General features: G+C 57.7%; 20 protein-coding genes. 11 read left to right on the plus strand and 9 right to left on the minus strand.

What is annotated here, in order from left to right; genetic code table 11:
- Positions 1–10 precede the first annotated feature (10 nt).
- On the plus strand, positions 11–1,066 hold the full coding sequence (locus BM300_RS10110) for an ornithine cyclodeaminase (protein ID WP_092346393.1): 1,056 nt from the start codon (positions 11–13) through the stop codon (positions 1,064–1,066).
- 175 nt (positions 1,067–1,241) lie between these two features.
- Positions 1,242–2,657: an amino acid permease gene (locus tag BM300_RS10115; RefSeq protein ID WP_092346391.1), complete on the plus strand. Its 1,416-nt coding sequence runs from the start codon at positions 1,242–1,244 to the stop codon at positions 2,655–2,657.
- A gap of 106 nt (positions 2,658–2,763) precedes the next feature.
- Here BM300_RS10115 and BM300_RS10120 read toward each other — a convergent pair whose 3' ends face one another.
- Together BM300_RS10120 and BM300_RS10125 are read right to left on the minus strand one after the other, a co-directional pair.
- The gene (locus BM300_RS10120; protein WP_092462735.1) at positions 2,764–3,558 is read right to left on the minus strand and encodes a DUF4238 domain-containing protein; all 795 of its coding nucleotides are present in this window, start codon (positions 3,556–3,558) and stop codon (positions 2,764–2,766) included.
- 100 nt (positions 3,559–3,658) lie between these two features.
- On the minus strand, positions 3,659–5,647 hold the full coding sequence (locus BM300_RS10125; RefSeq protein WP_092462737.1) for a hypothetical protein: 1,989 nt from the start codon (positions 5,645–5,647) through the stop codon (positions 3,659–3,661).
- A 327-nt stretch (positions 5,648–5,974) separates the two neighbouring features.
- Between BM300_RS10125 and BM300_RS10130 the strand changes: the two genes are divergently transcribed.
- Positions 5,975–6,520: a hypothetical protein gene (locus BM300_RS10130; protein WP_092224509.1), complete on the plus strand. Its 546-nt coding sequence runs from the start codon at positions 5,975–5,977 to the stop codon at positions 6,518–6,520.
- Positions 6,521–6,562: 42 nt separating this feature from the next.
- Here the strand turns inward: BM300_RS10130 and BM300_RS10135 are convergent, their stop codons facing one another.
- From BM300_RS10135 to BM300_RS10165, 7 genes are all read right to left on the minus strand, one after another.
- Positions 6,563–7,198: a hypothetical protein gene (locus BM300_RS10135; RefSeq protein ID WP_092224511.1), complete on the minus strand. Its 636-nt coding sequence runs from the start codon at positions 7,196–7,198 to the stop codon at positions 6,563–6,565.
- A 170-nt stretch (positions 7,199–7,368) separates the two neighbouring features.
- Positions 7,369–7,869 (minus strand): lipocalin-like domain-containing protein, encoded by a 501-nt coding sequence (locus BM300_RS10140; protein ID WP_092462739.1) that lies wholly within the window; start codon positions 7,867–7,869, stop codon positions 7,369–7,371.
- 71 nt (positions 7,870–7,940) lie between these two features.
- Positions 7,941–9,263, minus strand: a complete 1,323-nt coding sequence (locus BM300_RS10145) for an NTP/NDP exchange transporter (protein WP_092462741.1) — start codon at positions 9,261–9,263, stop codon at positions 7,941–7,943.
- Positions 9,264–9,330: 67 nt separating this feature from the next.
- Complete coding sequence (locus BM300_RS10150) at positions 9,331–10,323, minus strand: oxidoreductase (RefSeq protein ID WP_256575824.1); 993 nt, start codon at positions 10,321–10,323, stop codon at positions 9,331–9,333.
- A gap of 105 nt (positions 10,324–10,428) precedes the next feature.
- Positions 10,429–10,689, minus strand: coding sequence for a DUF2790 domain-containing protein (locus BM300_RS10155; RefSeq protein WP_092143427.1), 261 nt, complete (start codon positions 10,687–10,689; stop codon positions 10,429–10,431).
- A 130-nt stretch (positions 10,690–10,819) separates the two neighbouring features.
- A complete protein-coding gene (locus BM300_RS10160) occupies positions 10,820–12,193 on the minus strand; it encodes a heavy metal sensor histidine kinase (protein ID WP_092224521.1) in 1,374 nt (457 codons plus the stop codon).
- Entirely contained in the window at positions 12,193–12,897 is a 705-nt protein-coding gene (locus BM300_RS10165) for a heavy metal response regulator transcription factor (protein WP_092143433.1), read from the minus strand. The genes BM300_RS10160 and BM300_RS10165 overlap by 1 nt, the downstream gene beginning before the upstream one ends.
- 549 nt (positions 12,898–13,446) lie before the next feature.
- Between BM300_RS10165 and BM300_RS10170 the strand changes: the two genes are divergently transcribed.
- Genes BM300_RS10170 through BM300_RS10205 form a run of 8 tightly spaced genes read left to right on the plus strand, consistent with a single transcriptional unit; the run spans position 13,447 to position 22,252 of the window.
- Positions 13,447–15,672 carry a type VI secretion system Vgr family protein gene (locus BM300_RS10170; RefSeq protein ID WP_092143436.1) on the plus strand — a complete coding sequence of 742 codons (2,226 nt, stop codon included), beginning with the start codon at positions 13,447–13,449 and terminating at the stop codon, positions 15,670–15,672.
- A gap of 16 nt (positions 15,673–15,688) precedes the next feature.
- Positions 15,689–16,144, plus strand: coding sequence for a DUF6484 domain-containing protein (locus BM300_RS10175; RefSeq protein ID WP_092224523.1), 456 nt, complete (start codon positions 15,689–15,691; stop codon positions 16,142–16,144).
- Between the two features lie 12 nt (positions 16,145–16,156).
- Positions 16,157–17,299 (plus strand): DUF2169 family type VI secretion system accessory protein, encoded by a 1,143-nt coding sequence (locus BM300_RS10180; RefSeq protein ID WP_092462745.1) that lies wholly within the window; start codon positions 16,157–16,159, stop codon positions 17,297–17,299.
- Positions 17,296–18,360, plus strand: coding sequence for a 3-oxoacyl-ACP synthase (locus BM300_RS10185; RefSeq protein WP_256571885.1), 1,065 nt, complete (start codon positions 17,296–17,298; stop codon positions 18,358–18,360). The genes BM300_RS10180 and BM300_RS10185 overlap by 4 nt, the downstream gene beginning before the upstream one ends.
- Positions 18,357–19,271 (plus strand): DUF4150 domain-containing protein, encoded by a 915-nt coding sequence (locus BM300_RS31530; protein WP_072345251.1) that lies wholly within the window; start codon positions 18,357–18,359, stop codon positions 19,269–19,271. The genes BM300_RS10185 and BM300_RS31530 overlap by 4 nt, the downstream gene beginning before the upstream one ends.
- Positions 19,271–20,137 carry a hypothetical protein gene (locus BM300_RS10195; protein ID WP_170862042.1) on the plus strand — a complete coding sequence of 289 codons (867 nt, stop codon included), beginning with the start codon at positions 19,271–19,273 and terminating at the stop codon, positions 20,135–20,137. Before BM300_RS31530 ends, BM300_RS10195 begins: the two co-directional genes overlap by 1 nt.
- A gap of 15 nt (positions 20,138–20,152) precedes the next feature.
- Positions 20,153–21,412, plus strand: coding sequence for a TIGR02270 family protein (locus tag BM300_RS10200; protein WP_092462750.1), 1,260 nt, complete (start codon positions 20,153–20,155; stop codon positions 21,410–21,412).
- 60 nt (positions 21,413–21,472) lie between these two features.
- Complete coding sequence (locus tag BM300_RS10205; protein ID WP_092462752.1) at positions 21,473–22,252, plus strand: SDR family NAD(P)-dependent oxidoreductase; 780 nt, start codon at positions 21,473–21,475, stop codon at positions 22,250–22,252.
- Positions 22,253–22,271 lie beyond the last annotated feature (19 nt).

Below are 22,271 nucleotides of genomic sequence, written 5' to 3' on the forward strand. Positions count from 1 at the left end.
GAATAAAAACATGACTCTTTTCTTAGACGTCGATCATGCCGCACGCCTGTTCGCCACAGTGGGCATCCGTCGCGCAATCCGCGAAATGGCGGATTACATCGAAGCTGATTATTCACGTTGGGCGCAGTTCGATAAGTCGCCTCGCACCGCCAATCACTCGGCCAAGGGTGTGATCGAGTTGATGCCGACCGACGATGGCCAGCAGTACTCGTTCAAATACGTCAATGGTCATCCGGACAACGGTCAAAGTAACTTGCTCACGGTCATGGCCTTCGGTGTCTTGGCCGATGTTCGCAGCGGCTATCCAACCCTGCTCAGTGAACTGACGCTGACCACCGCTGTGCGCACTGCGGCGACCTCCGCCTTGGTCGCGAAGTCCTTGGCGCGCCCGGATGCACGCATCATGGCCATCATCGGCAATGGCGCCCAAAGCGAATTTCAAGCCCTCGCCTTCCACGAAATGCTATCGATCAAGGAGTTGCGCATATTCGATATCGATCGCGACGCGTCGCTTAAGTTGAAGCGCAACCTGGCCGCGTTCCCGGATCTTGAAGTCATCCTGGCCGGCTCTGTACAAGAAGCGGTCAAAGGCGCAGACATCGTCACCACGGTCACCGCCGATAAAGCCTATGCAACGATTCTGACGCCCGAGATGATCGAGCCCGGCATGCATGTCAATGCCGTAGGGGGCGACTGTCCGGGGAAAACCGAGCTGCACGCCGAGATCTTGCGCAATGCCCGGGTCATTGTTGAATTTGAACCTCAGACCCGAATTGAAGGTGATATCCAGCAATTGGAAGCCGACTTTCCGGTCGTCGAGTTTTTCCGGATTGTCCAGGGCGAAATCAAGGGCCGCGAGAACGACGCGCAGGTCACGGTGTTCGATTCGGTGGGTTTTGCCCTCGAAGACTTTTCGTCACTGCGCTACGTACTAGACCTGGCCCAGGAGCATGCAATCGGTGAGCACATCCATCTGGTGCCGAAGCCTGCCAACATAAAAGACCTCTACCAAATCCTGGACCAGCAGCCAGCAATCGTCCCCTCACGCTTGCGCACAGTGAGCTGAAAACCATAGGTGATGCCCCTGAGCAAAGTGCCAAGGGGCCACTCACCACTGTGTGTACGCGACAAATCTCGCTATTCACAACCAACCACCGTCAGTAGCCGTTGCATCTCTAACAAATACGCAAGACACCACCTTTCTGCCAAAACTCAAAAACATAAAATCAAGAGGTTTTGTAATGAAATCGACTCCGTCAGGGCTGATTGAACAGCCCGCGCTGCAGCGCACCCTCAGCAATCGTCACATTCAGTTAATGGCCATGGGAGGAGCCATCGGTACCGGTCTGTTCATGGGGTCCGGGAAGATCATCGCCCTCTCGGGCACGTCGATCATCCTCATCTATATGATCATCGGTCTATTCGTTTATTTCGTCATGCGTGCCATGGGCGAAATGCTGCTCTCCAACTTGAACTTCAAAACCTTCGCAGATTTTGCCGGTGCCTACCTCGGCCCGCGCGCAGCGTTTTTTCTTGGCTGGTCGTATTGGCTGAGCTGGAGCGTTGCGGTGATAGGCGACTGCGTCGTGGTCGGCGGATTTTTTCAGTATTGGTTCCCCGATGTACCCGCCTGGATACCGGCCATCGGTATGCTGATGACCCTGTTCGCCTTGAATGTGCTGACGGTCAGGCTGTTTGGTGAAGTGGAGTTCTGGTTCGCGATCATCAAGATCATTGCCGTCATCACCCTTATTGGCGTCAGCATGGTGCTGATTGCCAGCTCCTTTGTATCACCCAGCGGTGTTACTGCATCTCTGAACCACCTGCTGGATAAACAAGCAGCCTTTCCCAACGGCCTGTTCGGTTTCTTTGCCGGTTTCCAGATGGCAATCTTCTCATTTGCCGGCACCGAACTGATCGGCACCGCCGCCGCCGAAACCCGCAACCCCGAAAGGACCCTACCGAAAGCCATCAACTCGATTCCGCTGCGAATTATCCTGTTTTATGTGCTGGCATTGGCCTGCATTATTGCAGTGACTTCGTGGCAACAGGTTTCGCCCAACAAGAGCCCTTTCGTCGAGCTGTTCCTGGTTGCAGGTTTTCCCGCGGCAGCCGGTATCGTCAACTTTGTGGTGCTGACGTCTGCCGCTTCCTCGGCCAACAGTGGTGTTTTTTCGTCTAGCCGCATGCTGTTCGGCTTGGCCAATCAGGACAATGCCCCGGGGATTTTCCGACGTCTGTCGAGCAATAGCGTACCTCTGCTGAGTCTGGCCTTCACCACACTGTTAATGCTCGTGGGCGTGCTGTTGCTTTTCATCGTTCCTGAAGTGATGACCGCTTTCACCATTGTTTCCACTGTATCGGCAATCCTGGTGATTTTTACTTGGTCGACCATCCTTGCATCGTATATTGCCTATCGCAAAAAACGACCTGAGCTGCATGCGAAATCGGCCTACAAAATGCCTGGCGGCGTGCCAATGGCCTGGTTTTCCCTGGCGTTTCTGGCCTTTGTTCTTTGTCTGCTGGCATTGAGACCTGACACCCGTATTGCGTTGATGGTTATGCCGGGGTGGTTCATATGGCTGGCAATTGCTTACCAGCTGACCTGTTCCAAAAAGCCGAAAGCCGCTGCCGGATCTGCAAGCCAATACAGCTGATACGCTAAAGCAATAGCTGGTTAACAGTCTCAGGCGGGCATCAGGACCGCCTGATCACCTACGAGGCTCGATTCAATCAACAGCGTGTAGGGTGCGCAAAGTTAACTTAACCTCGGATGACCCAGCGCTCCGCGAACTTGAACACCATCTCGTTCATCTGCTCGGCGAGCGTTGAAGGCATTTCTCCAGGAATGATAATCGCAGGTTTATCGGAGATATTCGGAAGGAACATTGCCGCCAGCGTTGGCGTGATGGTCATGACAGCGACAGCAGCACCATGCCGGCCTATGTCATAGGCAAATCCGGCATGGTCGGTCCCTCCTGCGAGTGGAAAGCACGGCCAATCCCCAGTGTCCAACCTGCAATGTGGTGAATGCACCAAGGCAACGTGCAGATTTTGAAAGCGGTCTAACAGCGTAGAGTCAAACGCTTGCTGGCCAAAAAAATAGGGTGAGGTAAGGCTCTCCAAGGCCTTTGCCGCTGCTGCAGAGTTGTCCTCAGCGAGTTCTCGCCTGATTTGATCAAGCGCTGCTGGCGTACGAAAATAAGCAGTCCCGGCAAATTCTTTCAGTGCCTTCAAATAGTCAGGGAGACTCATCAAAGCGCTAGCCAAGGTCTGCGCGACAGGTTGCCCAATTTTTAAGGCATTGTCTTCAACAAAGGTAAGGAAGTCACGAGCCCTTCCAAAAGCTCCCTCGTACTCACAAAATTTTCGTTCAAGTTCATTTGTAGGAGGTACAGCTGGATCTTCGTAGTAATATTTCTCCAGGCAAATTTGCTCCGGCTTAGGGTGAATCCGCTTTCCTCCAGCTTTGCCGTCAACCGTTAAATTTCCATTTGAATCAGTCCATGCTCGAAGATAAACCCTGGGTACATAGTGCTGCCGAATGGTTAGCTGCACGTAAAACTCCTATTCAACATTCATAAAAACATTCGTACGAGCGGAACTACCGCATACGGCTCTGCCTAGGACTTCGCCGGACGCTTACGCTTGGTATCGCTTATTCTGAAGCTATGCTTTCGTTGGCATCAATCGAATCAGCAATGCCTGCATGAACCTGAGCAACCGGATGCACGCTTCCGCTGATCCAGTCGTCTTGGATTAACCCTTCTTTAAATCTGGCCTGAGTCAGAACAGAATCATTCGACATTCGAAGCGCTCTCAACCTCGCGGGTGCATAAGCCTCCCATTCCGTGATGTTTTTGATAGGTTGCAACGAAGGGTGTTTTTCTTTTTCATCCTTACGCCAGCCAGGCAAGTCGACGGCATCGCATTGACCATCCGATTTATCGCAGGCTTTTGCTACTGCACACATGGTTCGGTCACCATCTGGCGATTTAAATCCCCTCTGTGACTCGATGGTCGACCAGCCGACCTTTGCTATCGCAGCTCTCTGCGCTTTCTGTAGCGGTAAGATAAAGGTCTCAGTGATCAGCCGAGCGTCCTTATCTTCAATCCGATAGATGAAGTTTCTGAACTTGCCCTTGGTGAGCCAGAATTTATCTGCACTTCTGTTAGTGAACTCACTCAAGGCTTCGTTGCCCTGAGTCATCCGACCAGAGCAGACCTCCGAGAGTTTTTCTGGCAACGGATTTGGGTAAACGAGTTCCCTCACTGCCGAGGGCTTGGTGTTTAAAGCTGTAGTGAAGGCCCACGCCAGATCGGAGTACATGTCCTGCGTTTCGCTAGTGGCCATCTTGCCCGCAGGAATGGGGTCTTGGACTTTAAGTACATTCCGGAAAAATCCCACGCCCGCGGTCGCGAGTACTTTCTTTGGAGTCATCACATCTCCTACCGCTGTGGCTGGGACAAGCCCCCACATAACGACTCCAGAAAACCCAAAGTCATTACCACCGAATGACGTCAACAGCTCATCCGGCTGGCGGAGCTGCCCTTGGCACTTGTCGTACTTAAACTCGCCATAATAGGGGCTGGAGCGCAGCCCCTTTTCCTGTGGGCGGAATGATTTTGAAAGCCCTGGCTTGGTATGCCCATCACATAGCAAAGCGATGGCAGCGTTGAGCTGTGATTTGTTCAGGACAGTCTTGGTGCTTTTATCTTCAACAAGCTCTGTTCGCCGCGGCCGTTTCTCTTCCCTGACTGTTTGATCGATCACTATGTTTCCACCGTCTCGGTTCCAGCCTCGTTGCACCCTGCCGTCATCAAGATTCACAGGAGGATTGATTTGTGCCCTGAAAAAACCATCATATGCTTCGGCACCCGAGCAAGAAAACGATGCGTATCTTACGACCAGGTGATCATCTGAAACTGCTTTTCGCAGGGCATAGAGCGACTGCCAGGAGAGCAGAGATCTATGACAGGCTGTATCCCACCAGTTCGCCGATTCAGTGAACCTGCGGTTGGACTTGTTCCCTGCCAAGAACCAGGACAGGCCTTCCACACTTGTCGTATTCGGCATTCCAGAACCTGGTGCGGGGAGCTTACTGGTAACAGCTGCATGGTCTGGATTCCCCTCTCCAGATGCAAAAGAGTCGCCTACAGCCAGTATCAACTTGGTGGCTATCCTCTGGTCTTTTAGCTCTTCTACTGGCGAATTCCCTACTGACACTGAAATCGTGAATGGCGTCCCCTCTCTCACCTGCGAAACCGTAACTACCGCTGTGCATGGTGCCGCAGTGCCAACGGAAGACCCGTTGATACTCCAGTGGCATGCTTGAGCACTTGCAGCCCCCTTGTAGCTCAAAAGAATGTTATGTGTTGGGCTGAAAAGGCCTTTATTGTTGTATACACCAGTTGCTTCATCCCACCATGTTTCATCGATAGGGAGCAAATTTCTGAGGGACACTGAGTTCTGCGTTGAAAGAAAATCCTCCGCCGTCATGTCGGGCTTCCAAGCTTGCTTTAACTTTTGAAAGTCAGCGGCGTTTTTGAACTGCTGAAAGCCATTTTCGACCGACCAGGTAATTTCGCCCGCCGCCGCCACAATTGGTGCGGACAGCAACGCAGTAACCGCGATGAACCTTCGCATTAGCACCCCTCTCCTACAGCTATCTATAAGCTCTGGATTAGCTATAGCAGGTTCCTCCACTTTGCGGGCGATCCGTATGGGTTGAGTCGGGCTTAAGTCCGAAAGAGCGGCAGCCAAAGTAGCTTTAGCTCTGCAGTGCCCAACGAGCCGCTTATCGAGTCTCACACGAGAGCTTCGCTCTCCAGTCGACCGATAAGGTCGAAGACGGCCTTAGTTTCCCCCTCGTTCTCATGATATCCAGTGCATTCTAAACCGAACTTCACCATTGATAGCTTAGGGCCATCAGTCGATAATCACGCCTTCTAAAAAAGCACATAAGGATTTGCTGTGAAGAAGCTCTACTTGGCTCTACCGTTCTGCGCGCTGGTGCTACAAGGCTGTGGTGTGACCATGACCCGCTATGAACCCAATTTTCAGAACGTTCAGCAGCTCAAGCAAAATGCACCCATGCAGCCCTTGCGCGAAACGCAGGTGAATGCGGATTCAGGTCAAGGGTCGCTGATGGTGCGCCTGAACCCGATTTCGTCGCCCGAGGGCAGCGTTCCACTGCACATCCAGGCCGCGATCAACGATGAGCTCCGCCAGGCGGGTCTGTTGGACCCTCGTGCTGACCGGCAGCTACAGGTTCAATTGGTCAAGAGCCAGCTCACCGCAGGCATGAGCAGCGGCCATGGCGAAGTGGCTGCGCGCTTCACACTGCGTAAAGGTGATCAGGTTTTATACGAAACCACTAAAGATGTGCAGCGTGATTGGGACAGCAGTTTCTTCGGTCCGATCGCCATCCCGGCGGCCGCGAACAACTACAACCCTATGGTTCAAGACCTGCTCAAGAGCTTGTACAGCGACCCACAGTTCACTCAAGCGTTGAAGTAAATCAAAAAAAGAGCCGCGATTGCGGCTCTTTTTCTAGCGGTGTCAGCCCCGTGGAATGCGGGTGTCGACAGCGGAGTATTTTATGCGGTTGTTGTCGACCCAGTTCTTCAACAGCGCGTTGACCTGGCGGTTGAAGGTGTCGGTGATGGCAGCCTTGGGCGTATTACCTGCCAGGGGCAGGAACCAGATGCCCATCCAGGTGTTGATCGCATCATGATTGCTGGCCTTGCCCAACGGCTGGCCCTGCTCGTCCAGGGTTTCCAGACTCATGGTGTACTGGTCGGTGGCCAACGCAGGAATGATCGTGAACGTAAAGCCACTGAGGAACGCCAGGACCATTTGCCCACCGCCTGGCGCATGGTTATAGACCTTCAATCGAAGACTGTAATCGCCTGGTTGCTTCTGGAATTCGTCAAAGACCACGCGCCCAAAAAGCCCTGATTCATCGAAGGTTCGCTTCAGATCGGGCTTGAGCATGTCGCGAGCCTGCGGTACCTCGGTGGCCTTGGCATTGTCGGGATCGCCCTGATAGAAATCGAAATCGACATAGACGTTCGGCTTGTTCGAGTAGCTGGCCATTGAAGGCAGATTCACGGGGGCCACTTCATCTTTGGTGAAACTGGCGCATCCACTCAGGCTCAAGGCCAAGGCGAGGCCTATGGCTTTTGCAAATTGCATATCGACTTCCTTGCGTAGTTTTACTAATGCCGCTCATAGAGAGGGGAACGAATTCTAGCGGGATCCGCTTAAAAGCAAAAGGCCATCATGTGATGGCCTACACTCATTTGTTTCGTCCTTGAACAAGCTGGCTGAACCCAGGCATGTCCAGCATGGAAGACGCTTCGGAATTACTTTACGCGCTCCCAGACAATGTGAACCTTCGCCCCATCCGGGCGCCGAAAATCTTCTACCATCCGATTGCCATCGACCTTCAACTGCAGGTCGTCCCGGGTGCGCACAGCGCCCACCCAGTTCGGGAACGTAGACCCTTCGACAGTGTTGCCTGTGAACTCACCGTTCCGGTCGACGGTATATCGCCCGAAAAAACCGATGCTCCCCGCCATTGCTGCCCGGTTTTCTTCATCCGTGCCTTCGCCACGAACGTTGGATCGAAACGCCGGCACACGTGGATCCGTGAGTACTTCGACAAATGTCAGCTCTGGCGTGAAGACGAGCCAACCATGGGGATCGGGGCCATAAGCATCCGATCTACTGCCCTGGCTCTCAACGGTTGCACTGACCATGCGCCATGTCCCGACCAAGGCGTTTTCCTTGCCCGCAAACGCTGTGGAGAACGCCGAGAAAGCAACAACCGCTACGATCGCCAGTACCGTGTTTTTCAGACTCATCCGCTTCACCTTTCCTCGCCGCAACGACGCGGCAGACAATAGAGTGGGTTTCATGCTGGTGGGTACGGTGTTCATGCCCTGGCCGAGATGGTCGCCAAACGTAACTCCCGCAACGTGGCATTATCCGCCCTCCGCCCCAGTTGCCAGCCCAAGTAACCCCACAGCAGTGCACAACAGGCGCCGATTATCGCGGCCAGACCGGCCCCCTGCCCTAGCAGGTCGAGCAGACTCTTGGCCCAGCCGCTCATGGCGTCACCCGCGCGATAAACCACGGTGTCGATGAAGTTCTTGGCCTTGTATTTACTCTCGGCATCCAGCGACGCGAACAGCATTTCCCTACCTGGCCGGACGAACGCGTACTCACCGATTCGTCGCACGATCATCACCGCCGCCAGCAGAGCGAACCCCGGCGCCAACGCCAGGCCGAGGAAGCCGATGCACATGAGCAGCGGCACGACGGCCAACAAAGCACGCACCCCCAACTTCGGCGCTATGCGGCCGGTGATGAACAGCTGGGACAGTAACGCGCCCGCCTGCACGATGATGTCGATGGTGCCGAAGATGCGTACCTGCGCCTGGCGATCCGGATAATGCTCGGCCACCAGGCGCGCCTGCTCGAAATAGAGAAAGGTACTGACCGTCGCCAACAGCACCACGAAGCCGGCGATCCCCAGCAAGTAAGGTGACCTGAGCACCGTCGTCAACCCGCTGAACGGATTACCGTGCAATGGCTGTTGGGGGCTCTGCGTCGGCGCGGCACCGGGACGACCAGCCCCGCCCGTTTCGCGCCACCCCATCAACGCCCGTTTCAACACCAGCGTGGCACCGAGCAACAAGGCCGCCAGAAACATCAATCCCGAGGCGCCGAGGGGGTCGATGAGCAGCGCGCTCAGGGCCGGCCCCAACAAACCGCCGACGCTGGCGCCCGCGGCGATGAAGGCGAACAGACGCTTGGCCTGCTCGCTGTCGAATACATCTGCCATCAGGCTCCAGGCCACTGACACGACGAACAAGTTATAAACCGAGATCCAGACGTAAAAGACCCGGGCCAGCCAGACACTGTCTGGCTGGAACTGGAACAACTCGACGAACATCAGCAGGTTGAAACCGAAGAAGCCGTACACCCAGTCGATCAGGCACAGGCGCGGCACTCGGGAACTGAGCCAGGCGAACAACGGCACGGCAGCCAGCATGACCAGGAAGGTCGAGGTAAACAGCCATTGCAGATTCTCCACCCCTGCCGCGATACCCATCGACTCACGGATCGGGCGCAGCATGAAGTAACCGGTGAAGAGGCAAAGGAACAGCAGGAATCCGCACAACGCTGGACGTAACTCGCCGTCGCGGGCGTTCAGGGCGAGACTCAGGCGGTGCAAATAGGAAGGCGTGCTCATAGGGACTCCGGGGAGACGGCAAAGGCAAAGGTCAAGCGCGGGACGGACGCCCGCGCCCAGGGTTGCATCAGCGATAGGTCACGCCGGTCAGGCGCTCGGAGACAGCCCAGAGTCGCTCGGCATCCGCCTGCGTGTTGGCGGCGGGCGGCGTCTTGGCGAAGCCCAACGGACCGCGTCGTTCATCGTCACCGGTCGGGCCGTAATAAGCCCCGCCTACGGCTTGGGCAGCCGTGGCGGCATATAACGTGGGCAACGCCCCTTGTGCTGCCGAGTGGTACGCATCGCGGTCCTTTGCCCAGCGCCGACCGAACTCGCTGTCCAGGCCTGGCCCCCGCGCGACCAACTCGGTGACCGCAACGCCGGGATGCGCCGCCATGCTGCGAATTCCCCAGTTTTCGGCGTCACTGCGCCGCTGCAAGGCAAAGGCCCAGTGCAGGATGGCCAGTTTCGATTGTGCGTAAGCCGCGTAGGGGTCGTACTTCTGCTCGCTCTGCAGATCATCGAGATTCATCGCGCCGCGCGCCGCGGCAATGCTTGACAGGCTCACCACACGGGCATCCTCGCTTTGACGCAAGAGCGGCACCAGCAGGCCGGTCAGCGCGAAGTGCCCCAGGTAATTGGTGGCCAGTTGAAGTTCAAAGCCATCAACAGACGTACCTCGCTCGGGAGGCGCCATGACGGCGGCATTGTTGATCAACACGTCGAGGCGCGGCAGTCGCTGATTGAGCCGCTGGGCCAGGCCGCGCACCGATGAAAGATCAGCCAGGTCCACGTTCTCGAACTGCACCTTGGCGTCGGGCACGGACTCGCGGATACGCGCAATGGCCTGTGCGCCACGCTCCGGGTTGCGCGCGGCGATGATGACCTCGGCGCCGGCACGCGCCAAGGCCAGCGCATCCTCGTAGCCCATGCCGCTGGTGCCACCGGTGATCAGGACAATCCGGCCTTTCTGGGACGGTATGTCGCTGGTCGACCAGTCTGGTTTCGGTGTAATGCGATCGGAAGCTTCGATACTCACCGTACTGAGCAGCGCGACGCCCGCGACGAGGGTTCTCGCCATTCTCGCAAGCCGATTCATGGTGCTCGTGCGGCCAATGGCGGGGGGTGTTCTATTCCACATGGTGATGGTCCCTGTCTGAAGAAATGAACCGGCATCGCCGGACGGTCACTGTTTCGAGCACGCCTCAGCCAACTGCAGAAAGCTGATGTGTTTCTTTACCCCCTGGGTGTTCAAGTAGGTCATTTTGGCTTGTACGACCTCGCATACCGGCGATGTCGCCTCCTCGATATGAATGACCCTGGCGATGTCCAGCGGCATGCCATATTCGTAGGCTGGGAACTGCGTTTGCTCTTTGGCGAGCAGCGGCGAGCCGCTCAAGGAGATGACTGCCAGCAGGCCGGCAATCGACAGGTTTCGAATGTTCATAGTGGGCTCCACGACACTGTCCTCGTTGGGATGGTCGTGGCACTTTAGGCGGGGGCGACTGACGTCAAGGTGACTGCTGGCTGACGGGAAGATGTCAAACGCGGGCGGACTTTACTCCCAGGGACGACGACTAACGCACGGTCTGGTTCATCAAGGAAAATCCGAAGGTATTGAGCCCGTTTTCGCTGTGGGCAAACACGCGTCCACCGTGCATGGACGCCACCGCACGCACGATGGAAAGGCCCAGCCCATGGTGCGCATCGCTTCGCGCCCTGGCGGTGTCGGCGCGATAGAAACGCTCGAACAAACGCTCCAGGTGCGAATTGTCGATGGGCTCTCCGGCATTGGAAACGCTCACCTCGACCTGCATGCCGTGGCTGGCCAGCGTCACCGTGATGGTGCTTGTCGGCACCGCGTAGCGCGCCGCGTTCTGTATCAAATTGGCCAGGGAGCGGTGAAAGAGGCGGCGGTCGATGCATACACGCATGTCGCCTTGGATCACCACGCTCAGCTGTTTGTCATGCAAGACCGGCTCCAGATACTCCACCGTCTTCGCCGCCTCTTCATAAAGCGAGACGTCACTGAGCTCGGTTGCTCGTTGCCCGCTCTCGGCCCCGGCCAGGAACAGCATGTCATTGACGATGGTGCCCATCCGCTCCAGCTCTTCGAGGTTCGACTGCAACAAGTCCTGAAGCTCGCTCACCTCACGCCCGTGGGCCAATGCCACCTGGGTCTGTCCGATCAGGTTGGTCAGGGGCGTTCGCAGCTCATGGGCCACATTGGCATTGAACCCTTCGAGCTGGCACCAGGCCGCTTCCTGGCGCGCCAAGGCGCCGTTGAATGACACCGCCAGTTCCTGCAATTCGCCAGGTAGCGCTTCGGTGTCCAGTCGCTGCTTCGAATCCCCCGGCGGCAGGCTGTTGGCTTGACGGCTCAAGCGCCTCACCGGTCCCAGGCCAAAACGCGCGATCCAGTAACCGAGCAGCGCAACCAGCCCGATGCCCAACGCCGAGGTCAGGATCAATATCTTGGTGAAGTGGTCCAGGGTCTTCCTGAACGGCGTCGAGTCCAGCCCCACGATAAAACGCAGTTCCGGACGGTTGCCCATGGCGGGAATGGTCTTGAGCAACACCATCATGGGGCGCTCTCGGTCAGGTAGATCCAGGGTAAAAAGCCCATCGGAGCGCTTCGACCAATCCTGGCCATCCGGCATCGCCCCGCCGTAACTGAAGGCCGGGTTGTCTACCAGGATCCAATAGCGCACTCGTTCATCCGCGGGCGTCAGGCCGTCGAGCTTCTGGCGCAAACCGACCCAGAATGCTGGCGAATCGTATTTGGCTAGCACCGGGTCGAGCACGGAATGGCGCAGCACCAGCTCGTTTTGCATCTGCTCATCGAGCGATTGCTTCAAGGAACAGCGCAACAGCGTCGCACTGATCGACATGATCAGCAGGACAGCGAGGGCGAACATCAGGGCGAGCCGCTTGGCGATCGATCGTTTCATCAAGGCGTACCCGTTTGCCTGCCATCTGCCTCTCGGCTTTCCAGTACATACCCCATGCCGCGGACGGTATGCAGCAGCTTGCGCGGATACGGGGCATCTACCTTGGCGCGGACGCGCTTGATCGCAACCTCGACCACGTTGGCGTCACTGTCGAAATTCATGTCCCAGACCTGCTCGGCAATCATCAACTTGGAAAGGATCTCGCCTTGATGCCGCGCCAACAGGCTCAACAGACAGAACTCCTTGGCCGTCAGGTCCAGCCGCAGCCCGCCCCGGGTCACCTTGCGCGCTTGCAGGTCGACCTCCAGGTCGTCGATGCGCAAATGCGTCAGGTCGGCCGAGTCACCTGCGTGACGACGGATCAAGGCCTGGACACGTGCGACGAGTTCGGCAAATGAAAAAGGTTTGCCCAGGTAATCATCGGCGCCTTCGCGCAGCCCGCGAATGCGATCATCCACCGTCCCCCTGGCCGACAACATGATGACCGGGGTTTTCTTGTGCAGGCGCAGGCCTTGCAATACGTCGTAGCCGTCTTTGCCCGGCAACATCACATCCAGGATCACCACGTCGTAGTCCCATTCCAGTGCGTAATGCAGGCCATCGATACCATTCGTGGCAACGTCGACAATGTAGCCAAGCTCGGTCAAGCCACGATGGACGTAGGAGGAGGTTTTTTCTTCGTCCTCGACAATGAGCAAACGCATCGGGTAACGCCTCTCTTAAAACGGTGCCACAAATTAGGAGACCCAATAGCCGATCCCGATGTTTGGCTGGGTGCTGATGCTTCAAGCCCCCAGCAAGATCGCCTGGATGTACATTTTCCCCAGTCTAGGCTGCGAAGGTGTCCGCAGGCTGACCGCTTCCTGACATTCTTGTCAGAAAGGTTGCAAAGGCCGAGTCCGTCACTCTCATAGTGTTATTCGATTTTGGAATGACAGTTATAGCTAACGAAACTACGTAGACGACCTTCCGTCACCTATCTTGACGTCAGGTATCCGTCCCATTCCGGGCGATGCTCGGAACGTTATCTAACGGGCTCCAGACACACGTCAATCCGCAGGATGAGGATCTGCTCGTACGTTCAGTTCGATTGAAGACCGCAATACCGATAAGGAGATCCCCCTGTGGTGGATGTGCAGCAAGTGTTGGACTCGAATTCCCCTGGCATCCCCTATGGCGACGACTATGCGTGCGACGCCACCTTCTTTACCACGGCCGACTGACGCCCGAACACGAGCCAAAGGAAGCCGTTCATGGCAATCACCCAAAACAACCGTTTGGTGCAGGTCGACAGCCCCCTCGGCGGCGATGTCTTGTTGCTGCAAAGCATGGAGGGCAGCGAAGAGCTGGGGCGATTGTTTCACTACGAATTGGACCTGACCTCCGAAGACCGGACAATCACGTTCGACCAATTGCTGGGCAAGCCGATGGGCCTGACCCTGGAGCTGTATGACGGCGGCAAGCGCTATTTCCACGGCATTGTCTGCAGTTGCCGGCAATTGACCGGCCACGGTCAGTTCGCCGGTTACCGCGTCAGCTTGCGCCCGTGGTTCTGGCTGCTCACGCGCACCTCCGACTGCCGGATTTTCCAGAACAAGACGGTGCCGGACATCATCAAGCAGGTGTTCCGCGACCTCGGCTTCTCCGATTTCGAGGACAGCCTGAGCGGCAGCTACCGCGAATGGGAATATTGCGTGCAGTACCGCGAAACCAGCTTCGACTTCGTCAGCCGGTTGATGGAGCAGGAAGGCATCTATTATTACTTTCGCCATGACAAGTCACGGCATGTCCTGGTACTGGCCGACGCCTATGGCGCTCACTCCACGGCGGCAGACTATGAATCGGTGCCCTTCTATCCGCCCGATCGGCAAATGCGCGAGCGCGATCATTTCTACGACTGGCAACTGGCACGGGAAGTCCAACCCGGCTCGCTGGCGCTGAACGACTATGACTTCCTGCGCCCACGCGCCAGCCTCGAGGTGCGCTCCAGTGTGCCGCGTACCCACACCAACGCCGACTACCCGCTCTACGACTACCCCGGTGAATACGTCCAGAGCAACGATGGCGATCATTATGCGCGTACTCGCATCGAAGCCATCCACAGTCAGTTCGAGCGTGTGCAGTTGCGCGGACGCGCCCGCGGCATCGGTTGCGGTCATGTGTTCACGCTGACGGGATATGACCGTGCAGACCAGAACCGCGAGTATCTCGTGGTGGCCGCCCGTTATCAGATTCGTCAGGACGCCTATGAAAGCGGACAGTCGGACGTCGCCGAACAGTTCGTCAGCGAACTGGACTGCATGGATGCCAACCAGGCCTTCCGAACTCTGCCCCTCACGCCGATTCCCATCGTCCGTGGACCGCAGACCGCCGTGGTGGTGGGGCCCAGTGGCGAGGAAATCTGGACCGACCAATATGGCCGGGTCAAAGTGCATTTCCATTGGGATCGCCATGACCAGTCCAATGAAAACAGCTCCTGCTGGATTCGTGTTTCCCAGGCCTGGGCCGGCAAGAACTGGGGATCCGTGCAGCTCCCGCGGATCGGCCAGGAAGTGATCGTCAGTTTCCTCGAGGGCGATCCGGATCGGCCGATCATCACCGGCCGCGTCTACAACGCCGAACAGACCGTGCCCTACGGGTTGCCGGCCAATGCCACCCAGAGCGGGGTGAAAAGCCGTTCAAGCAAGGGCGGCTCACCGGCCAACTTCAATGAAATCCGCATGGAGGACAAGAAAGGCGCCGAGCAGCTGTTTATCCACGCCGAGAAAAACCAGGACATCGAGGTCGAGAACGACGAGACCCACTGGGTTGGCCATGACCGCCGCAAGACCATCGACAACGACGAAACCGTGCACGTCAAACACGACCGCACCGAAACCGTCGATAACAACGAAACCATCACCATCGGTGTGGATCGCACGGAAAAGGTCGGCAATAACGAAACCATTTCCATTGGCGTGAACCGTACCGAGAAGGTGGGCAGCGACGAGAAAATCACCATTGGCGCCAATCGCACCGAGAACGTGGGCAGTAACGAGACCATCACCATCGGTGCGGACCGCACCGAAAAAGTCGGCGCCAACGAAAAAATCAGCATCGCCAGCAACCGCACCGAGGACGTGGGCGGTAACGAGACCATCGGCATCAGCGGCAACCGTAACGAAACGGTCCAGGGCAACGAAGGCATCGAGATCAGCGGCAACCAGAGCACCCAGATTGGCCAGAACGAATCCCGCGACGTCGCCCAGAACCGCACCACCAACATCAAGCAGAACGACAGCCTGGACGTTGGCAAGCACTTCTCCCTGACCGCCGGCGACTCCATCAGCCTGACGACGGGCGACGCCAGCATCACCATGAAGAAGGACGGCACGATCATGATCAGCGGCAAGAACATCACCATCGACGGCTCCGGTGCCATCAAGATCAAGGCCAGCAAAAACGTGGTCGTCAAAGGCCAGAAGATTCTGCAGAACTAGCCATGGAGTAGGCGCTATGACCGTTGAATACCACCTCCCCGCCTCCTCCTCCACGCCAGCGCGCGTGGAGGGCGTCGTGATTGGCGTGCTTCTGGATGTGCCCAAGGCGGACGCCCCAGTGGTGGCCTTCCCCGGTTGCCCCGCTGATACAGGCCTCGCTGCGCGCACGACCACACCGCTCACTCGCGAGGACATCGGCGCCCAGGTCGCGCTGATGTTCGAGGCCGGCGACGTGGCCCGACCGCTGGTGATCGGCCGCATCCAGCGCCTGCCGCAAACCGCCGCGCCTGCCGTCGCCCAGCTGGACGGCGAGCGCTTGGAATTCACCGCAGAACGGGAAATCGTCCTGCGCTGCGGCAAGGCGAGCATTACCCTCACGCGCGAAGGCAAGGTGTTGATCCGAGGGGCCTACCTCTCGAGCCGATCGTCTGGTGTGAACCGCATCAAGGGCGGCTCGGTACAGATCAACTGAGGCAGTGACGCCATGGAATTGGTAAACAAGACCCGCCTGGTCGGCGGCTATACGACTTCAACCGATAAAACGGGCCGTGAATGGCTGGTCGTGGTGGCGAAAGGGACCTACGGCATTCCAGATCACCCTGGACATCCGCCGCGCCTGCTTGAACAACAGGTTCCGCTGATCATGGCCGATGTATTCCCAGGGGAGCCCTGCGAATCAGCCGCGTTATACGAAAACGATTTTGCGCTGCACAAGCCCCGCTGCGATGTTCTGCTTAATGGCCACTGCCACGCCCCCAACGGTGAGCCGGCAACAGAGGTGAACGTAGCGCTGAAAGTGGGGGCTCTCGTCAAGGCATTCAAAGTGATTGGGGCACGAAACTATGAGGATAGCGCCCTCTCCCACTCAATAAGCAGACCTGTTCCATTCACCACAATGCCGATTACCTACGCGCAGGCTTTCGGCGGCGTGGATCGCACGCATGCAGACCCGGCCAAACACAAATGGTACCCATGGAACCCGGTTGGAGTCGGATTTTACCCCGCAGCGAGCAGTGTCCAGACCAATGGCTTGCCGCTCCCAAATACCGAAGAACTGGACAGGCCGGTCACCGCTCCCCACGAACATTACAAGCCAATGGCATTTGGCCCGATTGGTCGGGCATGGCGGCAGCGTATCCAATGGGCCGGCACTTATGATCAGACGTGGCTTGATCATCAATTTCCATTTCTTCCCGAAGATTTTGACGTGCGCTACTTCCAATGCGCACCCGAGGACCAGCAAATCGATTTTCCCCGTGGGGGCGAAGAAGTCGCGCTGCTTAACCTGAGTGATAAAGGCCGCTCGGCATTCAGGCTTCCGGCAAATCTGAAACTCGCGATGCTTGTCGTTTTCCACGACGACAGCACACGGGAAGCAGCCGCTGTGGTCGACACCATCATTCTTGAACCAGACGCGAATCGCCTGACGCTGACATGGCGAGCTTCTTCACCCCTCGGGCGCAACATCAGGGAGGTGTCCAAGGTCATCGTCGGGCAAACCGCCGCTCAGTTCGAACAGGCCAAGGCCAACGAAGAACGCATGCGCGCGAAACAACACTTCAAGTCATTGGCTCAACTCATCGCGTGGACAAAGGACGCCTATCCTCCCGCGGAAGAGGAAACATGACCTCCATGCAGGGGCACGCCCTCTTCATTACCAGCATGGGCATGGCCTGCCCCGTGGGCTTATGCGTCGCCAGCGCCTGTGCTGCCAAGCGCGCCGGGCTGTCAGCACTCCAGGAGCTTCCGTTTTTTGACAACGCGTGCGAACCGATCATCGGCGCGGCGGTGCCCAGCCTTGACCTGGCTTTGCCGGCAGCAGCGCGCATGTCCGAGCTCATGCAGCATGCACTGGTCGAGTTGATACAGGGTGCGCCGAAGCTGGATTGGACAGAAGTGCCATTTCTCCTGTGCCTGGCTGAACCGGAGCGCCCCGGAATCAATATCAGGGAAATAGCCCAGGCCGTCATACAGGACGTATCTTCCAAGTTGGGCATACGGTTCCATCCAACGCATTCCAGGGTCATCCCCTCCGGCCATGTTGCCGGCATGCATGCCCTTCATGAAGCCAGTCGATTAATGCAGGAAACACGGGTCCCCGCCTGTGTGGTGGCGGGTGTTGACTCGCTGCTCAGCGCCTTGACGCTGCAGTGGTTGGACGAGCATCGCCGGCTGAAAACGGCCACTCACAATGACGGCTTGTTTCCTGGTGAAGGGGCTGCGGCCATCCTGATTCAGGCCTATCGGCAGCCTGGCACCTGCTTGAAAATCTCAGGCCTGGGCTTTGGGCAAGAAGAGGCGCCTCTTTTGTCGAGCAAACCCCTGCGAGCAGGCGGGCTGACCGACGCTGCTCGTACGGCACTCGCCCAGGCCAAACTGGGTCTGCATGAAATTGATCTGCGTCTGTCCGATGTCACGGGAGAGCAATACGGGTTCAAGGAACTTCCGCTGATGGAGGCCCGGCTTTTTCGGACAGTGCGAAAAGAGGATCAGCCACTGTGGCATTGGGCAGAGGCCATGGGTGACACCGGGGCCATTGCTGGAATCGTCCAATTGATACTCGCCGACCAGGCCTTTCGCAAAGGCTATGCACCGGGAACCACCGCGATCTGTCTGAGCAGTGCCCTGGCCGGTGCACGCGCGGCGGCTGTCGTGCGCGACCTTAGCCAGCCAGAGGGGGACCTATGAGCTGCGACGTTTACGCAAACGGCGATGAGATTGCATGCAAAGCGGGTGGCGGCAAGGTCATCGCGGCGTTCCCGGATGTCTGCCTGACACCACCGCCACCTCCGGGGGGACCCATCCCGGTGCCCTATCCGGACACTTCGTTTTCCAAGGACATGAAGAAAGGCAGCAAGACCGTCAAGATCGAAAACAAGGAGATCATGTTAAAAAATCGCTCCTTCTATAAAACCTCCCCGCTGGGCGATGAAGCCGCCACAAGAAGTCAGGGGGCCGGTGTCATCACTCACGTCATCACCGGCAAGACCTATTTTGTTTCATGGTCAATGGATGTTCTTTTCGAAGGCCAGAACGTAGACCGACATACCGATCTCACCACATCGAATCATGCCAGCCCCGCAGCGAATGCGGCCGTGCCCATGGTCAACACCGCCAAATACAGTCCGGTGCAACAAGACGCCAAGGTACCGGGCAAACACAAATGTGAATGTTGCGGCGGCGCGGCGCACTCCAAGGCTCAAGCGAACGGGGAGTACATGACGGAAGACCAGTTCTACGGCACCGCAGAAAATCCCAAGAATGCAGCCGTCCTCGCCAAAGTCCGGGCCAATCCCAAGTGCAGGCACCTGTTGCCACCCGCCGGAAAGCAACCGAGCGGCTGTAATAAGTACTACGTAACGAGCAAACGAGAGAAAGCCAACATTGAAAATGATTGGGCGATTAACCGGCCAGGCTATATGCGTTGGAAAGAAGTGGGCCAAGGAGAGCCGGTGGCGCATAGAGTCCCCAAGGCGGCCGGAGGTTGTCCGTCCGGGCAAGGGAATCTCGCCCCTACTGGCAAGAAGTGTGAGAAGCTCGAAGGAGAGCTGAGCGCACTTCAAGAGACACGCATCAATAGTTTTCCAAGGCCCGAATGATGAAAGCCTCTATTTACAAGCACACCCAAAGACCCGCTTTCCTTCAAGACAGCTTCTATTGGAAAGGACGCGGATATCACTACAGCGGTAGCGCTCCGGCAGAAGTATTGTCACCTGACGGATGGATGAGCCATGACCCGTGGATTGCACTTGCTGCGATTCTGGAGCATGCCAAGCGTGGAAATTACAGCCATGTATCCCAACTGCGCAAATGGATAGTGGACCCCGATTGCGATCCGACGCTGGTATCGGCCTGCCTCGGTCTGACCGCTGATGCAGGCCTCGACACTGACCTGGATTTCCTGGCCGAACTCATACTCGAAGGCCCCACTTACCTTCGCATCGAGGCGTGCCTGGCAGCCCAGTGGTCTGGTGTGCTGTGGTTGATACCTTTCATGGTCGAGGCATGGCGTACGTTTGCGCGTCGGGCCGACCGTGCCGCCGTGGAAGCCAATTTAACCAATCTTCTTGACCCCATAGAAAACGAACCCGAGTTTTTTGACAGTGGCCTGAACGAAGTCGACTACAAAGCGGCTGTCGATTCACGACTTAGCCAACTGCAGGACGCTTATGGCAGCGATCGCTGCTCAATTTCCGGGGGGATGCCCGTCGACATGAACAAACAAGTCTGGGTCATGAGAAAGTTCCTGGTTCCTTCAGGCACTGACGAATGGATCGATTGGAGCAACTTTCTCATCTGGAGGCGTAAATTCGAAGTGTATTCCGGCGTCGACTGTTCCAGCTTCTACGGAAAAAACGGCGAGTTTCAACCGCTGAATGCGGCCGCTGTCCTGGACCGATACATGGCCTCTCCCCTGCACTTCGAAGTCGGTAAACGTTACTTCTTTGGAAACCTGGTGCCGTAACAAGACAGAGACGTCATGGTCCCCATCTCATCAATGATCGAGCAACATGCCGAAGAAGCTTGCTTCCTCATCCTCCTGCACGATCATGCCGTGCGCGCGCCCCACTATGACCTTGATGACCTCGGCAAACTGGACGAACGCATCGACGCTCATCTCGATGGCCTGCGTATTGCCGGCTCAACAAGCCTGGAGATTCTGCTGACCCAGTTGGGCCCGCACAGCGTCGGAGAGATGTTCGCCTGTGTGCTGCTGGCCTTCGAGACGGCCAATGCGAAGGTGCTGTCGCGGCTCAGCGAGCACTTGAGAAGTGCCACGGAAACTGAACGAGGTTACCTGATGGCCCTGGGGTGGCTCGACTGGGAGCGGATATCGCCCTGGATCGAGCGCATGCTCGCCTCCCCCGAGCCCTTGTTTCACCGCCTCGGCCTGGCGGCCTGCGGCATGCATCGCCAGAATCCCGGCCCTATCCTGTTGACCGAACTGTCCCACGCCGACCCCAGCGTGCTGGCACGTGCCGCCCGCACGGCTGGCGAGCTGCGCCGGCGTGACCTGCTGCCGGCGATTCGTGCACACCGCCAGCATGAAGACGCCGCCACGCGCTTCTGGGCCAACTGGGCCACCACCCAAATGGGCGACCAGCAAGCCTTGGAGGCTCTGCGCTCATTCGCCGAGCAACCGGGCGAGTTCCAGTACCGCGCGCTCTGCGTACTGCTGGCCTGGCAAGAACGCGAACCCAGCATCGCCTGGATACGGCAATGGGTACAGGATCCCCGGGATCGGCGCATCGGCCTCCAGGCCCTCGGACTGCTGGGCGATCCGGTCTGCGTGCCCTGGTTGATCCAGCAGATGAGCGACCTGCCCTATGCCCGCGTCGCCGGCGAGGCCTTCAGCATGATCACCGGCGCGGACCTGGCGTTGCTCGATCTGGAATTGCAGGCCCTGCCGAATTTCGATGCGGGCCCGAACGACAACCCTGAAGATCCCAATGTCGCCATGGACCCCGATGAAAACCTGCCCTGGCCCGATTCACAGGCAATCGAAAGATGGTGGCAAGCCAATAGCGGACACTTCCAGGAGGGTACTCGTTATATGCTGGGATTGGCCCATAGTGAACACAGCTTTCAGCAAGCCCTTGTCCGCGGCCAGCAACGCCAACGCATCGCCGCCGCCTGCGGTCTCGCCCGCTTCCGGCCAGACGTGGCGCTTTTCCCTACCAACGCACCGGCCTGGCGGCAAAAGCGGTTGTTGGGGATGACGGCGGTGTTCGGGCGTTGATCAGGATGTTCATATAGCGCGCCGACGCCTGGCAATCACTTACCCCCCTTTGGAGGCACCATGCCAAACGCAACTGGACAGAACCCTGTGGCACTCATCAGTGGGGTTGGAAGTGAGATCGGAATCGGCATGGCGATCGCCCGCAGACTGGGTACTGCAGGCGTCAGACTGATCGTCACCGCCAGCAGTGCACGCATCAACGATCGAGTCGCAGAACTGCGCGCCGAAGGGTTCGAAGTCGAAGGACGGGCCCTCGATCTTACCGATGAAAACCAGGTACGTGAGTTTATGGCATGGGCGGAGTCCGTCTGGGGGCAGATCGATATTCTGGTCAACAACGCGGGCATGGCGATGCAAGGCAGCCCGGAGTTTTTTTCCGACGTGGCAAGCATGGATCTGCACACCTGGAACCTGACGCTGGCGCGAAACCTGACCACGGCCTTTCTTCTTACCCGGGCAGTTCTGCCCGGCATGCGGGCGCGTCGTTATGGGCGCATCGTCAACATCAGTTCCACGACCGGCACCCGCTGCAGCAACCCCGGTGAAGCGGCTTACAGCGCCGCGAAGGCCGCGATGGTCGGAATGAGCATGAGCCTGGCGCTGGAAGTCGCCCAGCAAGGGATCACGGTGAATAGCGTCGCTCCCGGCTGGATCACCACAGGATCGACCACTCCAGAGGAAGCCAAAGCGGCCGAATACACGCCGATGGGCCGGGCGGGACGTCCCGAAGAAGTGGCGGCACTGGTGGCTTTCCTGGCTTCTTCAGAGGCGAGCTACCTCACGGGGGAAGTTATCGTCGTGGATGGCGGAAACTGCCTGGTGGAGAACAAGGCCCCTTGATCTGAATCCGTGGCCAGCA

The organism is Pseudomonas sp. NFACC46-3 (assembly GCF_900114515.1).
GTDB classification, from domain to species: Bacteria; Pseudomonadota; Gammaproteobacteria; order Pseudomonadales; family Pseudomonadaceae; genus Aquipseudomonas; species Aquipseudomonas fluorescens_Q.

Excerpts from the sequence above, each read along its gene's own strand:
- BM300_RS10110 (WP_092346393.1), top strand. The coding sequence starts at position 11 with ATGACTCTTTTCTTAGACGTCGATCATGCCGCACGCCTGTTCGCCACA.
- BM300_RS10115 (WP_092346391.1), top strand. The coding sequence starts at position 1,242 with ATGAAATCGACTCCGTCAGGGCTGATTGAACAGCCCGCGCTGCAGCGC.
- BM300_RS10125 (WP_092462737.1), bottom strand. The coding sequence starts at position 5,647 with ATGCGAAGGTTCATCGCGGTTACTGCGTTGCTGTCCGCACCAATTGTG.
- BM300_RS10135 (WP_092224511.1), bottom strand. The coding sequence starts at position 7,198 with ATGCAATTTGCAAAAGCCATAGGCCTCGCCTTGGCCTTGAGCCTGAGT.
- BM300_RS10140 (WP_092462739.1), bottom strand. The coding sequence starts at position 7,869 with ATGAGTCTGAAAAACACGGTACTGGCGATCGTAGCGGTTGTTGCTTTC.
- BM300_RS10145 (WP_092462741.1), bottom strand. The coding sequence starts at position 9,263 with ATGAGCACGCCTTCCTATTTGCACCGCCTGAGTCTCGCCCTGAACGCC.
- BM300_RS10150 (WP_256575824.1), bottom strand. The coding sequence starts at position 10,323 with ATGGCGAGAACCCTCGTCGCGGGCGTCGCGCTGCTCAGTACGGTGAGT.
- BM300_RS10155 (WP_092143427.1), bottom strand. The coding sequence starts at position 10,689 with ATGAACATTCGAAACCTGTCGATTGCCGGCCTGCTGGCAGTCATCTCC.
- BM300_RS10160 (WP_092224521.1), bottom strand. The coding sequence starts at position 12,193 with ATGAAACGATCGATCGCCAAGCGGCTCGCCCTGATGTTCGCCCTCGCT.
- BM300_RS10165 (WP_092143433.1), bottom strand. The coding sequence starts at position 12,897 with ATGCGTTTGCTCATTGTCGAGGACGAAGAAAAAACCTCCTCCTACGTC.
- BM300_RS10170 (WP_092143436.1), top strand. The coding sequence starts at position 13,447 with ATGGCAATCACCCAAAACAACCGTTTGGTGCAGGTCGACAGCCCCCTC.
- BM300_RS10175 (WP_092224523.1), top strand. The coding sequence starts at position 15,689 with ATGACCGTTGAATACCACCTCCCCGCCTCCTCCTCCACGCCAGCGCGC.
- BM300_RS10180 (WP_092462745.1), top strand. The coding sequence starts at position 16,157 with ATGGAATTGGTAAACAAGACCCGCCTGGTCGGCGGCTATACGACTTCA.
- BM300_RS10185 (WP_256571885.1), top strand. The coding sequence starts at position 17,296 with ATGACCTCCATGCAGGGGCACGCCCTCTTCATTACCAGCATGGGCATG.
- BM300_RS31530 (WP_072345251.1), top strand. The coding sequence starts at position 18,357 with ATGAGCTGCGACGTTTACGCAAACGGCGATGAGATTGCATGCAAAGCG.
- BM300_RS10195 (WP_170862042.1), top strand. The coding sequence starts at position 19,271 with ATGAAAGCCTCTATTTACAAGCACACCCAAAGACCCGCTTTCCTTCAA.
- BM300_RS10200 (WP_092462750.1), top strand. The coding sequence starts at position 20,153 with ATGGTCCCCATCTCATCAATGATCGAGCAACATGCCGAAGAAGCTTGC.
- BM300_RS10205 (WP_092462752.1), top strand. The coding sequence starts at position 21,473 with ATGCCAAACGCAACTGGACAGAACCCTGTGGCACTCATCAGTGGGGTT.